Origin of the sequence: Pseudodesulfovibrio hydrargyri, assembly GCF_001874525.1 — a bacterium.
GTDB lineage: Bacteria > Desulfobacterota > Desulfovibrionia > Desulfovibrionales > Desulfovibrionaceae > Pseudodesulfovibrio > Pseudodesulfovibrio hydrargyri.
The window spans coordinates 119,925-132,669 of the sequence record NZ_LKAQ01000005.1 but is presented as its reverse complement, the minus strand read 5'-3'; the positions used below and the strand labels follow the sequence as shown (position 1 = coordinate 132,669).

Sequence of the window (12,745 nt, the reverse complement as noted above, 5' to 3'; positions counted from 1 at the left end):
GTTATGGGCCGCCCGGCGGCACGGTTTGAGCATCGAGCATGCCTTCCAGGTCCGCGGCGGTGGACTCCAGCGCCTCCCGCATGGAATGCGCACCGTCGTATCGGATTTCCAGCTTGGCCGGAGGAATGAGCCGGGTCCCCTCCCCCCGGTCGTTGACCCAGCTGATCAGCCTCTCGGGGTTGACCGCGATGGCGTTGTCCTTCCAGGTGATGACCATCCGGCCCGGATAGAGCTCGGCCCGGGCCGCCTGGAGCCGGGACAGGGTCCGCTTGATGCGCAGCACGCCGAAGAAGGCGTCCAGCGGCTCGGGCAGCGGCCCGAAGCGGTCGCGGATCTCGGCCTCGTATTCACACAGTTCCATGTCCGTGGCGGCCGAGGAAAGGGACCGGTAATAGCGCAGCCTCTCCCGCGAATCCGGGATGTATCCGCCCGGAATGTGAGCTTCGAAAACGAAATTCAGTTCCGTATCCGCCGCCCCGGCGTGTTCCTCGCCGCGCAGTCTGGCAACCTCCTCCTCGAGCATTTCGAGGAAGAGTTCCAGGCCGATCTTGGCGATCTGCCCGGACTGGGCCTCGCCCAGGATATTGCCCGCGCCTCGAAGCCGCAAGTCCTCCATGGCCACCTTGAATCCAGCCCCCAGATAATCCATGTCCAGAATGATGCGCAAGCGTTTGCGGACGATTTCGGAAATATCCTTGATGGACGGGACCACGAAATACGCATAGGCCTGCCGCTCGCTGCGCCCCACCCTGCCCCGCAGCTGGTAGAGCTGCCCCAGGCCGAAAAGCTGGGCCTGGTCCACGATCAGGGTGTTGGCGTTGGGGAAGTCCAGGCCGGACTCGACGATGGAGGTGCACACGAGCACGTCCATCTCGCCGTGCCAGAAATCGCGCATGGCGTCCTCCAGCCCCTTCTCGCTCATCCGCCCGTGGGCCATGCCCACCTTGGCGTCCGGGACCAGGCCGCGCACGTAATCGGCCACCCGCTCAAGCCCGTTGACCCTGTTGTACACCCAGTACACCTGGCCGCCCCGGTCCAGCTCCCGGCGCAGGACCGCCTTGAGCTCCAGCTCCTCGCGCTCCATGATGCCCGTCTCCACGGGCTTGCGGTCCACGGGCGGGGTCTCGATGACCGACAGGCCGCGGATGCCCGAGAGAGACAGTTGCAGGGTCCGGGGAATGGGTGTGGCCGTCAGGGTCAGGACGTCGATGTTCTGACGGAAATGCTTGAGCTTTTCCTTGTGCTTGACCCCGAAGCGCTGCTCCTCGTCCAGAATGAGCAGGCCGAGGTTGGGCAGCTCCACGTCCTTGGAAAGAATGCGGTGCGTGCCGATGAGGATGTCGATCTCTCCCCGGCTGGCGGCCTCGAGCACGGTCTTCTGCCGCTTGGCCGTGACGAACCGGCTGAGCAGCCCCACGCGCACCGGGAATCCCTCCATGCGCCTGGTGAAGGTCTGGTAGTGTTGTTCGGCCAGAACCGTGGTTGGACACAACAAGGCCGTCTGGCGGCCTTCGAGCGCCGCGCGGAAGGCGGCGCGCAGGGCCACTTCTGTCTTGCCGAAGCCCACGTCGCCGCAGACCAGCCGATCCATGGGCTCGGGCTTCTCCATGTCGCGGAACACGTCGTTCACGGCCTTTTCCTGGTCCGGGGTCTCCTCGAACCCGAAGGTGGCCTCGAACTCGGCGTACATCTCGTCGAGCGGACCGTAGCCGTACCCCTTGGCCACCCGGCGGAAGGCGTACATCTCAACCAGTTCATGGGCGATCTTCTCGATGGCCTTGCGGACCTTGGCCGTGGTCTTGGCCCAGCGCGAACCGCCGAGCTTGTCCAGGGACGGCTGCTTGGCTCCCTCGGGCCCCTTGAACCGCTGGACCAGGTTGAGCCGGTCCACGGGCAGATAAAGCTTGTCCTCGCCGGAAAAATACAGGAGCAGATAGTCGTTGGCCCCCTCGCCGATGGACATGTGATGCAGCCCGCCGAACTGGGACAGGCCGTAGTCCCGGTGGACCAGCAGATCGCCCTCGGACAGGTCGTCGTACCGCTCCAGCCCCTTGAAGGCCTTGTCCCGCCCGGGCCGGGCGCTGGGCGCCTGGGGCTGGATGACCTCCTCGCCCAGGACGCGGGTCCGGTTCCAGCCGATGTCCATGCCCTTGCGCAAGGGAGAGACCAGGGCGTAGAGTCCCTGGCGGTCCGGTACGTATTCCAGGGTGATGGGCAGGCTCTCCTGCTCGGCCAGGTTCAGGAACTTGGTCCGCGAGCGCTGGGTGCGGAAACTCAGGATGGTGGTCTCGCCCGCGCTCTGCCACTCCTTGATTCCGGTCATGAGAGCGGCCCACGGCCGTCTGGTGGCCTCGGGCCGCCAGAAGATGTCGGTGAAATCGCTGTACGGAGTCTCGGGCAGGTCGATGCCGGTCTTTTCCCGGCCGATGGTCAGTTCCTCGAAGACCAACTGGCGGGCCGAACTCCACGCCTTGCGGGCCACGTCGTGGGAACGGATGATGAACCGCCGGGGCAGACTGACGCCCTTGTCGCGCTCCTCGTCCTTCAAATAGTCGCGCCACGCCTGTTCGCGGTCCTCGAGCCGGGCCCGCAGGGTGCCGCCCGAGGAAAGCAGCCAGGCCGCATCCTTGGGCAGATAGTCCTCGAGCCCCACAGGCGCGTCGTAGTACAGGCCCGGCCAAACGTACCCGTCGTTGGCGTCCAGCCGCTCGGACAGTGCCTGTTCCTGGGCTGCCGTGATCTCGCCGGTCTTGCGCAGTTTCTCCCATTGGTCGCGGGCGCGGAAGGCCCGGTCCGGCGTAGTGATGCCCGGCCCAACGGGCAGGAGCACGGCCTCGTTCAGATCCGCCTTGGATCGCTGGGAGGACGGGTCGAACAGCCGGACCTCCTCAAGCACGTCGCCAAAAAATTCAAGGCGCAACGGCAGTTCGTAGCCCGGCGCGTGGATGTCCAGGATGTCGCCGCGCATGGCCATGTCGCCGGGGTCGGAGACCAGCTTGCGGCGCACATATCCCCAGGAGACGAGCTGTTCGAGGAGGATGTCCGGGGACATCTCCTCGCCCTTGGTCAGGGTGGCCCAGTTCTCGCGCAGGACCGTCTCGCCGGGCCAGTGCGGCAACAGGTTGTCGGCGGTCATGAGCACGCCGCGCGGACCGTCCCGGTAGACCAGCCCGTACAGGGCGGCCCACCGCTCGCTCCACCCCTGCGGTTCGGGCGTGCGCGAATGATACGGCGGCAGGAAGACCCATTCCCGCTCCCAGGCGGGCTGCTCCAGGCCGCCCGGCTTGCCACGCGACAGCAGGGTCAGCAGGGCCTGCATCTCCTTGAACTCGGCCACGCCCGGGACGACCAGGACCACGTCGCTCCCGCCGGCCAGCAGGGACCCGGCCAGCAGGGCTTGTGAACCCGGCCCGCTTTTGAACACCCGGACCGAATCAACGGCCCCCTTCATGAAGTCGGCTATGTCCTTGGGATAGGTGGCTGGCATGGATTCGCTGTGAAAAGGGTTCCTCGGCCTCTCGGCAATCAAAACGGAAAAGCCGCCTCTTCCCTAGCGGGACCAAGACGGCTTGTCACCAAGTATCTGTCGGGCTAGACGGTGCCCAGAGCTTCCTTTTCCTCGTTGTCCAGAAGCGAATCCAGGTCGAGCAGGATCAGCAGGCGGTCGTCGAGCTTGCCCACGCCGTCGATGTAGTCGGAGTCCATGCCGGCCACCACGGGCGGCGGCGGCTGCACGGAGTTGGCCGGGATGCGCAGGACCTCGGACACGGAGTCCACCACGAAACCGACGATGATCATGTCGATCTCGATGACGATGATCCTGGTGTACTTGTCGTGCTCCTTGGAGCGGAGCCCGAAGCGGCGGCGCATGTCAACGATGGGAATGACTTTGCCGCGCAGATTGATGACGCCTTCGACGAACTCGGGCGCGCGGGGGACATTGGTGATCTCCATGGTCCGGATGATCTCCTGGACCTGGAGGATGTTGACCCCGAACTCCTCGTCGCCGATGCTGAAGGTGACCAGCTGGGTCAATTCCTGATCGACTTCGCCTTCTTCGTCATCGATGATGTCTTCAACTTCCGTTCTCATGGCTACCCCGTCTAGGATCCGGATACGGCCGTGAGCCGCTCCCGGTTTTACAAGGACCGAATCTGTCAACCCCGCCCATTTTTGTCAATGAGAATATCCAGCCTCTCGAAATCGTTGACAAGAACCGACCCACAGCCCCGGCAAAGGGTGCCGCTTCCCCGCTTTCCGCACTTTTTCGCCAATTAAAACATATTGTTGAGGCTTTTTATATCGGTCCGCCCACAAAGTATGGTTGACGGTCATGAGATAAAGGGCTAACGTAGGTCCCACTTCGTTCCTATATGTTTGATTTTTTTCACCTTTTGGAAAAGAGGCAGGCCATATCGCATGGGTCAGTACGCCAATTTCAGTGACCACGACACCTTGGAGGCCCAGGTGAAAAGCCTGGCCGATGACGAACTCCTGGACTTCTGGGAAGAAACGCAACAACTTGCCAGGATGCTGGACCAGGCCGAACAGACCGACCTGGAATACAACCCCGAATACGAACGGGTCATCCTCCAGGAGCTGCAATACCGGACCTGCTCCAAGGGCCGCTTCTGACCGTTTTCGACACCAACCAAAAAAACTCCCCGTCTCTGCCGAGACGGGGAGTTTTTTTCATGCCTGTAAACGGCCCCTTACTCCACCGGGGTGCGGCCGATGGAGAAATAGGCGAACCCGGCCTTGCCCATGCGCTCGGGCAGGTACAGGTTGCGGCCGTCAAAGACCAGGGGCGCGGCCAGGGCGCGCTTGATGCGCTCGAAGTCGGGGTTACGGAACTGGTTCCAGTCCGTGACCACGGCCAGGGCGTCCGCCCCGTCCAGCACGTCGTATTGGCTGTCCATGATCTCAAGGTTCTCTATGTGCCCGATCTCCTCGCGGGCCCGGGTGTTGGCCACCGGGTCGAAGGCTCGAACCTTCATGCCCAGGGAGGTCAACGCCTTGATGACCTGGACGGCCGAGGCCTCGCGGATGTCGTCGGTGTTGGCCTTGAAGGCGATGCCCCACAGGGCCAGGGTCTTGCCCGCCACGCCGCCCTGCGGCTCGAAGTAGGCCTTGATCTTCTCGGCCAGGACGAGCTTCTGGGTGTTGTTGACCTCGTCCACGGAGCGGATGAGCCGGGCGTCGTAGCCGTACTCGGCGGCCGTGTCGATGAGCGCCTTGACGTCCTTGGGGAAGCAGGAACCGCCGTAGCCCACGCCAGGGTAGATGAAGGAGTAGCCGATGCGCGAATCCGAGCCGATGCCCACGCGGACCTCGGAGACGTCCGCCCCGACCCGCTCGCAGATGTTGGCCACCTCGTTGATGAAGGATATCTTGGTGGCCAGCATGCAGTTGGCAGCGTACTTGGTCATCTCGGCCGAGCGCACGCCCATGACGATGAGCTTCTCGCGGCTGCGGGCGAACGGGGCGTACAGGGTCTTGATCGTCGTGGCCGAGTTCTCGTCGCCGGTGCCCACGATGACCCGGTCCGGCTTCATGAAGTCGTTGAGGGCGTCGCCCTCCTTGAGGAACTCGGGATTGGAGACCACGTCGAAGTAGATGGACTCGCCGCGCTTCTCAAGTTCGCCCGCGATGATCCCGCGTACCCGGTCGGCGGTGCCCACGGGCACGGTGGACTTGTCCACCACGATCTTGGGAGAGGTCATCTTCCGGCCGATCTCGGCGGCCACGGCGTCCACGTACTTGAGGTCGCAGGAGCCGTCCTCACGCTGCGGGGTGCCCACGGTGATAAAGACCACCTCGGCGTTATCCAAACCCTCGCCCAGGTCGGTGGTGAAGTTCAGGCGGCCCTGCTCGGTGTTGCGCTTGACCAGGTCTTCCAGGCCGGGCTCGTAGATGTGGACCTTGCCGCTCTCCAGGGTCTCCACGACCTTGGGGTTGACGTCCACGCAATAGATATTATTTCCCATCTCGGCAAAACAGGCCGCGGAAACCAGTCCCACATAGCCGGTGCCGACAATGCACACGTTCATAACTCGTTGCTCCGGGTTGAGTGTCCATATCCTTAACAGGACAAGCGGATACCGTGTACGCGCATGCGCGTCAATACGAATGCAAAACACCGCCCCGACGCCCCTGCTATTGCCATTCCGCCCCAGGTGTCTTAATCAATGAGGATATTACGCAATTACGCACTCGGAGGAAGATACAATGCCGGTACTCGTTGTCAACGTCGATCATGTGGCCACCCTGCGTCAGGCCAGAATGGGCATCGAACCCGAGCCCGTGACCGCCGCCTACATGGCGGAGATGGCCGGCGCCACGGGCATCATCGTCCACCTGCGCGAGGACCGCCGCCACATCCAGGACCGGGACGTGAAACTGATCAAGGAGACCTGCAACACCCGCCTGCACCTGGAAATGGCCGCCACGGACGAGATGCAGTCCATCGCCCTGGACATCGAGCCCGAGATGGTCTGCCTGGTGCCGGAAAAACGGCAGGAACTGACCACCGAGGGCGGCCTGAACTGCATCGGCCGCGAGACCGAGCTCAAGGATTTCCTGGCCCCGATCCACGAAAAGGGCATCCGCTCCAGCCTGTTCATCGACGCCGATCCCAAGCAGATCGAGGCGGCCATCGCCACGGGCGCGGAGTTCATCGAGATCCACACCGGGCACTACGCCGACGCCAAGGAATTCAAGCAGCGCAAGGCCGAGCTGGAAAAGATTCTCAAGGGCATCGCCCTGGCCAGGGACGGCGGGCTCAAGGTCAACCTCGGACACGGACTGAACTACCGCAACATCTTGAACTTCAAGGACGTGCCCGGCGTCAGCGAATACTCCATCGGGCACGCCATCATGGCCCGGGCCATTTACGCTGGCCTGGACCGGGCCGTCCGGGACATGGCCGAACTGATCCGGACCTTCGCGGACTAGCCGGACGGAACGACGCGGCATGATCAAGGGAACGGGCATCGACCTGACGGAGCTGGACCGCATCCAGGCCCTCTGGGAGCGGTACGGGGACAGATTCGCCCGCAAGATCCTGACCGAGCGCGAACTCGCCCAGCTGCCGAGGCGCAACCCCGTGCCGCGCCTGGCCGCCCTGTTCGCCTGCAAGGAGGCGGCGGTCAAGGCGCTCGGCACCGGATTCGCCAAGGGCGTGCATTTCAAATGCATCGAGATCCTCCACAACGAGGACGGCAAACCGGAGATCGCCTTTCTCGGCGAGGGGCTCGCCCGCTGCGGGCACATGGGCGTGACCGCGGCGCACGTGTCCATGACCCATTCCCGTGACACCGCCGCCGCCACCGTGATATTGGAAGGATAGACGAAACCCCAGTCCAGGAGAGCTCATGCTGCTGCCCCTTCCGACCCCCGCCGAAATGTCCGTGTGGGACAGGGAAACCATCCACACCGTCGGCATCCCCGGCGTCACCCTCATGGAGTCCGCCGCCCGCGAGGCCGTCAACGTCCTGCTCGAGGAGTACGGCGACGTGGACGGCGCCACCGTTTACTGCTTTGCCGGGTCCGGCAACAACGGCGGCGACGCCTTTGCCATGGCCCGCGCCCTCATTGACCTCGGAGCCGAGGTCACGGTCTTCCACACCCGCCCCAAGAGGGGGTACCGGGGCGAGACCCGGGCCAACCTCCTGTGGGCGCAGAAGCTCGACATCCCCCTCATCCACCTGGCCGGGGTCGACCTCGACGGACTTCCCCAGCCGGACATCGTCGTGGACGGCCTGCTCGGCACCGGCTTCCAGGGGACCCTGCGCGAAGACATTCTGCATTTGGTGCGGACCATAAACCGACTGGGCCAACGCGCCTTCGTCCTGGCCGTGGACATCCCCTCGGGGTTGAACGGGCTGACCGGCCGCGCCCAGCCCGAGGCGGTCGAGGCCGACGCCACGGCCACCTTCCAGTCGCCCAAGCTCGGCCTGGTCATGCCCGAGGCCATGGAGTACACCGGCGCGCTGCACGTCTGCCCCATCGGCATCCCGCTGAAGGTCCAGGCGGACAATCCGGTCCGGCACCATCTCATCACCGGCGCGGTCATGGACGGACTGCCCGCGCCCGACCGCGACATGCACAAGGGCACCGCCGGGCACGTCCTGGTGGCCGGCGGCAGCGTCGGCCTGACCGGCGCGCCGCATCTGGCCGCCCTGGCCGCCCTGCGCAGCGGGGCCGGACTGGTCACTATGGCCTGTCCCGCGGGGCTGGCCGACGCGGTCAAGGGAGGCTCGCCGGACATCATGACCCTGCCGCTCGGTTCGGGCACGGCCTGGACAAGGGAAATGGCCACCCAAATCCGGGAGGAACTCCACCGTTTCGACGCCGTGGTCCTCGGGCCCGGCCTGGGGCGCGCGCCCGAGGCCATGGCCTTCGCCCTGGAACTGCTCGCCTCCTGCGAGCTGCCCATGGTCCTGGACGCGGACGCCCTGTTCGCCCTGGCCGCCTTCCCCGAGCACCTGAAGACCTTGCCCGAAAAGGCTGTGCTCACGCCCCATCCGGGCGAGATGGCCCGCCTGCTCGACGTCCCGACCGCCGACATCCAAGCCGACCGCATGGGCGCGGCGGACCGCTTCCTGGCGAACTGCGACACCACCCTGGTCCTCAAGGGCGCGGCCACGCTGGTGGCCGACCCGGACGCGGTCTGTGTGTCCCCGTTCGCCGAGCCCAACCTGTCCGTGGGCGGCTCGGGCGACGTCCTGTCCGGCGTGATCGGCAGCCTGCTCGCCCGGGGGCTCGCCCCTCTGAGCGCTGCCTGCGCCGGAGTCTTCTGGCACGGCCTGACCGGACACGCCCTGAACAACGAATTTCCCGCACGCGGCAACCTCGCGTCCGAAATCGCCAACATGCTGCCCCACGCGGCGGCAGCCTTCACCAAGGAGCTTGAAACATGCTGACAGCCAAGGACATCATGACCACCGACTGCATCACCCTGACCCCGGACACCGACATCACCGCCGCGGCCGCCATCCTTCTGGAGAAGAAGATCAACGGCGCGCCCGTCATGGACGGAGGCAAGGTGGTCGGCGTGCTCTGCCAGTCCGACCTGGTGGCCCAGCAGAAGAAGGTCACCCTGCCCTCCTTCTTCACCCTGCTGGACGGGGTCTTCCCCCTCTCCTCCCACGACCAGTTGGAGCGCGAAATGACCAAGATCGCGGCCCTCAAGGTCGGCGACGCCATGACCCCGGCCCCGACCTTCGTGCACCCGGACACCACCATCGAGGACGTGGCCACCATGATGGCCAACGAGAAACTGTACACCCTGCCCGTGATCGAAGACGGCAAGCTGGTCGGCGTGGTCGGCAAGGAAGACGTGCTCAAGACCCTGCTCAAGGGCTAGGCGCCGGACCCGGAACGTGAGCCTGACACTGCACCTTCCCGACAGCGACGCCACCGTGGCCCTGGGCCGCGCCCTGGCGTCGATCCTGTCCCGAATGGACGCCCCTCCGGCTTTACTCTTGCAAGGCGAGCTCGGATCGGGCAAAACCACGTTGGTCAGGGGTTTCGTGGAATCCCTGCCCGGCGCGGAGGCGGCGGAGGTATCAAGCCCGAGCTTCAACATCTGCAACCTGTATCCGACCTCGCCCGGCGTGGCCCACTTCGACCTCTACCGGCTCGAAGGCATGCCTCCGGACGACGCCCTGTTCGACTCGCTCGAGGACCCGGACACGATCACCGTGGTGGAATGGATACAGTTCCTGCCCAGGGAAATGTGGCCGGATCAGGCCCTTTTTCTGGAATGGACCCCATCGGACACTGGACGAAGCCTCGTATTGCATGCGATGGGAGGTGCGGCCCGGGACGTCGTCGACGCCCTGCGGCCGGAATGACAACCGTTTCTAGAGAGCAGAATCGAAAAAATGAACATCGTCGTACAAAAGTTCGGAGGCACATCGGTCCGCAACCTGGAATGCCAACGCCAGGTCATGCAGAAAGTCCTGCGCCCCTACCGTGAGGGCAACAAGGTCATCGTGGTCCTGTCGGCCATGTCCGGCGAGACCAACCGCCTATTGGGACTGGCCGAGGAGTGGTCGGACAACCCCGATCCCGCCGAAGTGGATTCCCTGGTCTCCACCGGCGAACAGATTTCCTGCGCCCTCTTCGCCATGCTGCTCAAACAGCAGGGCGTCAAATGCCGCTCCGTGCTCGGCTTCCAGGCCCCGGTCAAAACCGACTGTTGCTACGGCAAGGCGCGCATCACCGCCATCGACGAATCCCGGCTCAAATGCATGCTCCAGGAATACGACATCCTCGTGGTGGCCGGATTCCAGGGGTGCGACGACCACGGCCGCATCACCACCCTGGGGCGCGGCGGCTCCGACACTTCGGCCGTGGCCCTGGCCGCGGCCCTCAAGGCCGACGTCTGCGAAATCTACACCGACGTTACGGGCGTGTTCACCACGGACCCGAACCTCTGCTCCGACGCCCGCAAGATCGACCGCGTTTCCTATGACGAAATGCTGGAAATGGCCAGCATGGGAGCCAAGGTGCTCCAGATCCGCAGCGTCGAGTTCGCCAAGAAATACAATGTAACCGTTCATGTCCGCTCCACCTTTTCCGACGAGCCGGGCACCATAGTCACGCAGGAGGATGAAAACATGGAAGCCGTCATGGTCTCTGGCATCGCATACGACAAGGATCAGGCTCGCATCACGCTGATACACGTCAAGGACAACCCCGGCGTGTCGGCCCAGATTTTCTCCCCCCTGGCTGAAAAGAAGATTCTCGTGGACATGATCGTCCAGAACCCGTCCAAGGACGGCTTGACCGACATGACCTTCACCGTGCCCCGCGCCGACGTGAAGCAGACCATCAAGACCCTGGAAGCGCTCAAATACGAAATCGGCTACGAAGAGCTATCCAGCAATCTCAACGTCGCCAAGGTGTCGATTATCGGCGTCGGCATGCGTAACCATTCCGGCGTGGCCTCCAAGGCCTTCCGGGCGCTTGCCGATGAGAACGTGAACATCCTGATGATCAGCACCTCGGAGATCAAGATCACCTGCTTGATCGACGACAAGTACACCGAACTGGCCGTACGCACACTCCACAAAGCCTTCAACTTGGAGGAAGGCAAACACATCGAGTAGCCGATGCAAAAAATCACCATATACGACACGACGTTAAGAGACGGAGCACAAGCCGAAGAACTGAACCTGACCACCCAGGACAAGATCCGCATAGCGCAGAAGCTGGACGACCTGGGCATCCACTACATCGAGGGCGGCTGGCCCGGCTCCAACCCGACGGACAGGAGATTTTTCGACGAGATAAAATCCTGCACCTTCAAAAACGCCAAGCTGGCCGCCTTCGGGTCCACGCACATGGCCAAGTTCACGCCCGAAAAGGACCCCAACCTGACCGGGCTGCTCGAGGCCGAGACCCCGGTTGTGACCATCTTCGGCAAGACCTGGGACATCCACGCCACTGTGGCCCTGGGCGTTCCGCTCGAGCGCAATCTCGAGCTCATCGCCAATTCCGTGGCCTATCTCAAGGCGCGGGTGGACGAGGTCATCTTCGACGCCGAACACTTCTTCGATGGGTTCAAGAACAACCCCGAGTACGCCATCCAGGCCCTGACCGCCGCGCTCGAGGCCGGGGCCGACCGCCTCGTCCTCTGCGACACCAACGGCGGCTCCCTGACCCACGAGATCGGCCATGCCGTGGCCGAGGTCCGCAAGCGGCTCCCCGAGGCCAGCCTGGGCATCCACGCCCACAACGACTCCGAGCTGGCCGTGGCCAACTCCCTGGAAGCGGTCCGCCTGGGCGCGGTCCAGGTCCAGGGCACGGTCAACGGCTACGGCGAGCGCTGCGGCAACGCCAACCTCTGCTCGGTCATCCCCAACCTGGAGCTCAAGATGGGCTATGAGGTCATCGGCCAGGAAAACCTGGCCCGGCTCCAGCCCATATCCAACTTCATCAGCGAAATCGCCAACCTGCGCCCGTTCATGCGCCAGCCCTTCGTGGGCATGTCGGCCTTTGCCCACAAAGGCGGCATCCATGTCAGCGCCATCCTCAAGGACGCGCGCACCTACGAGCACATCCCGCCCGAGACCGTGGGCAACGAACGGCGCGTGCTCCTCTCGGACCAGTCGGGCAAATCCAACATCCTGTTCAAGGCCCACGAACTGGGCTACGAACTGGCCAAGGACGACCCCACCGTGGACCGCCTGCTCAAGGAGCTCAAGCTCAAGGAGTCCATGGGCTACGAATACTCCGTGGCCGACGCCTCCTTCGAACTCATGCTCCGCCAGGCGTTGGGCAAGCCACTCGACTACTTCCATTTCCGCCACTTCTTCGTGGTCGACGCCAAGCGCGAGGAAGACCCGGAACCCATGTCCGAGGCAACGGTCATCGTGGACGTCAAGGGCCAGCAGGAACACACCGCGGCCACCGGCATGGGCCCGGTCAACGCCCTGGACCGCGCCCTGCGCAAGGGGCTGGAACGGTTCTACCCCCGCCTGGGCGAAATCCGCCTGCTCGACTTCAAGGTCCGCGTCCTGTCCGGCGCGGTGCGCGACACCGGCGGCACCGCCTCATTCGTCCGCGTCCTGGTCGAATCCGGTGACGGCACCGACCGCTGGACCACCATGGGCGTGTCCCACAACATCATCGAAGCCTCCTGGCAGGCCGTGGTCGACGGCATCAACTACAAGCTCTTCAAGGACGAAATGACGGAGGCGTAAGCAGCCTCCGGCGGCCGGGGGAAGGGGAGAGG

11 protein-coding genes are annotated in these 12,745 nt (G+C 64.2%); 8 read left to right on the top strand and 3 right to left on the bottom strand.

What is annotated here, in order from left to right; genetic code table 11:
- Position 1: 1 nt before the first annotated feature.
- Entirely contained in the window at positions 2-3,487 is a 3,486-nt protein-coding gene (gene mfd, locus BerOc1_RS17955) for a transcription-repair coupling factor (RefSeq protein ID WP_071547294.1), read from the bottom strand.
- A gap of 104 nt (positions 3,488-3,591) precedes the next feature.
- Positions 3,592-4,092 carry a chemotaxis protein CheW gene (locus tag BerOc1_RS17950; protein WP_071547293.1) on the bottom strand — a complete coding sequence of 167 codons (501 nt, stop codon included), beginning with the start codon at positions 4,090-4,092 and terminating at the stop codon, positions 3,592-3,594.
- Between the two features lie 327 nt (positions 4,093-4,419).
- On the opposite strand from BerOc1_RS17950, the gene BerOc1_RS17945 reads away from it, so the two are divergent.
- Positions 4,420-4,635 (top strand): hypothetical protein, encoded by a 216-nt coding sequence (locus BerOc1_RS17945; protein ID WP_071547292.1) that lies wholly within the window; start codon positions 4,420-4,422, stop codon positions 4,633-4,635.
- Positions 4,636-4,712: 77 nt separating this feature from the next.
- Here the strand turns inward: BerOc1_RS17945 and BerOc1_RS17940 are convergent, their stop codons facing one another.
- The gene (locus tag BerOc1_RS17940) at positions 4,713-6,050 is read right to left on the bottom strand and encodes a UDP-glucose dehydrogenase family protein (protein ID WP_071547291.1); all 1,338 of its coding nucleotides are present in this window, start codon (positions 6,048-6,050) and stop codon (positions 4,713-4,715) included.
- Between the two features lie 178 nt (positions 6,051-6,228).
- Here BerOc1_RS17940 and BerOc1_RS17935 point away from each other — a divergent pair, with 178 nt between their 5' ends.
- The 7 genes from BerOc1_RS17935 to cimA are packed head-to-tail and all read left to right on the top strand — an operon-like array spanning position 6,229 to position 12,713.
- Positions 6,229-6,954: a pyridoxine 5'-phosphate synthase gene (locus tag BerOc1_RS17935; protein WP_071547290.1), complete on the top strand. Its 726-nt coding sequence runs from the start codon at positions 6,229-6,231 to the stop codon at positions 6,952-6,954.
- A 19-nt stretch (positions 6,955-6,973) separates the two neighbouring features.
- Entirely contained in the window at positions 6,974-7,348 is a 375-nt protein-coding gene (locus BerOc1_RS17930) for a holo-[acyl-carrier-protein] synthase (RefSeq protein ID WP_071547289.1), read from the top strand.
- 25 nt (positions 7,349-7,373) lie between these two features.
- Positions 7,374-8,924, top strand: coding sequence for a bifunctional ADP-dependent NAD(P)H-hydrate dehydratase/NAD(P)H-hydrate epimerase (locus BerOc1_RS17925; protein ID WP_071547288.1), 1,551 nt, complete (start codon positions 7,374-7,376; stop codon positions 8,922-8,924).
- Positions 8,918-9,367, top strand: coding sequence for a CBS domain-containing protein (locus tag BerOc1_RS17920; protein ID WP_071547287.1), 450 nt, complete (start codon positions 8,918-8,920; stop codon positions 9,365-9,367). Before BerOc1_RS17925 ends, BerOc1_RS17920 begins: the two co-directional genes overlap by 7 nt.
- A 16-nt stretch (positions 9,368-9,383) precedes the next feature.
- Entirely contained in the window at positions 9,384-9,857 is a 474-nt protein-coding gene (tsaE, locus tag BerOc1_RS17915) for a tRNA (adenosine(37)-N6)-threonylcarbamoyltransferase complex ATPase subunit type 1 TsaE (protein WP_129586584.1), read from the top strand.
- A gap of 30 nt (positions 9,858-9,887) precedes the next feature.
- Complete coding sequence (locus tag BerOc1_RS17910; protein ID WP_071547286.1) at positions 9,888-11,117, top strand: aspartate kinase; 1,230 nt, start codon at positions 9,888-9,890, stop codon at positions 11,115-11,117.
- A gap of 3 nt (positions 11,118-11,120) precedes the next feature.
- Positions 11,121-12,713 (top strand): citramalate synthase, encoded by a 1,593-nt coding sequence (gene cimA, locus BerOc1_RS17905; protein WP_071547285.1) that lies wholly within the window; start codon positions 11,121-11,123, stop codon positions 12,711-12,713.
- Positions 12,714-12,745 lie beyond the last annotated feature (32 nt).

What these genes read in the sequence shown, in the direction of transcription:
- BerOc1_RS17935 (WP_071547290.1), top strand. Translation starts at nt 6,229, where the DNA reads ATGCCGGTACTCGTTGTCAACGTCGATCATGTGGCCACCCTGCGTCAG.
- BerOc1_RS17910 (WP_071547286.1), top strand. Translation starts at nt 9,888, where the DNA reads ATGAACATCGTCGTACAAAAGTTCGGAGGCACATCGGTCCGCAACCTG.
- BerOc1_RS17930 (WP_071547289.1), top strand. Translation starts at nt 6,974, where the DNA reads ATGATCAAGGGAACGGGCATCGACCTGACGGAGCTGGACCGCATCCAG.
- cimA (WP_071547285.1), top strand. Translation starts at nt 11,121, where the DNA reads ATGCAAAAAATCACCATATACGACACGACGTTAAGAGACGGAGCACAA.
- BerOc1_RS17945 (WP_071547292.1), top strand. Translation starts at nt 4,420, where the DNA reads ATGGGTCAGTACGCCAATTTCAGTGACCACGACACCTTGGAGGCCCAG.
- BerOc1_RS17950 (WP_071547293.1), bottom strand. Translation starts at nt 4,092, where the DNA reads ATGAGAACGGAAGTTGAAGACATCATCGATGACGAAGAAGGCGAAGTC.
- mfd (WP_071547294.1), bottom strand. Translation starts at nt 3,487, where the DNA reads ATGCCAGCCACCTATCCCAAGGACATAGCCGACTTCATGAAGGGGGCC.
- BerOc1_RS17940 (WP_071547291.1), bottom strand. Translation starts at nt 6,050, where the DNA reads ATGAACGTGTGCATTGTCGGCACCGGCTATGTGGGACTGGTTTCCGCG.
- BerOc1_RS17925 (WP_071547288.1), top strand. Translation starts at nt 7,374, where the DNA reads ATGCTGCTGCCCCTTCCGACCCCCGCCGAAATGTCCGTGTGGGACAGG.
- BerOc1_RS17920 (WP_071547287.1), top strand. Translation starts at nt 8,918, where the DNA reads ATGCTGACAGCCAAGGACATCATGACCACCGACTGCATCACCCTGACC.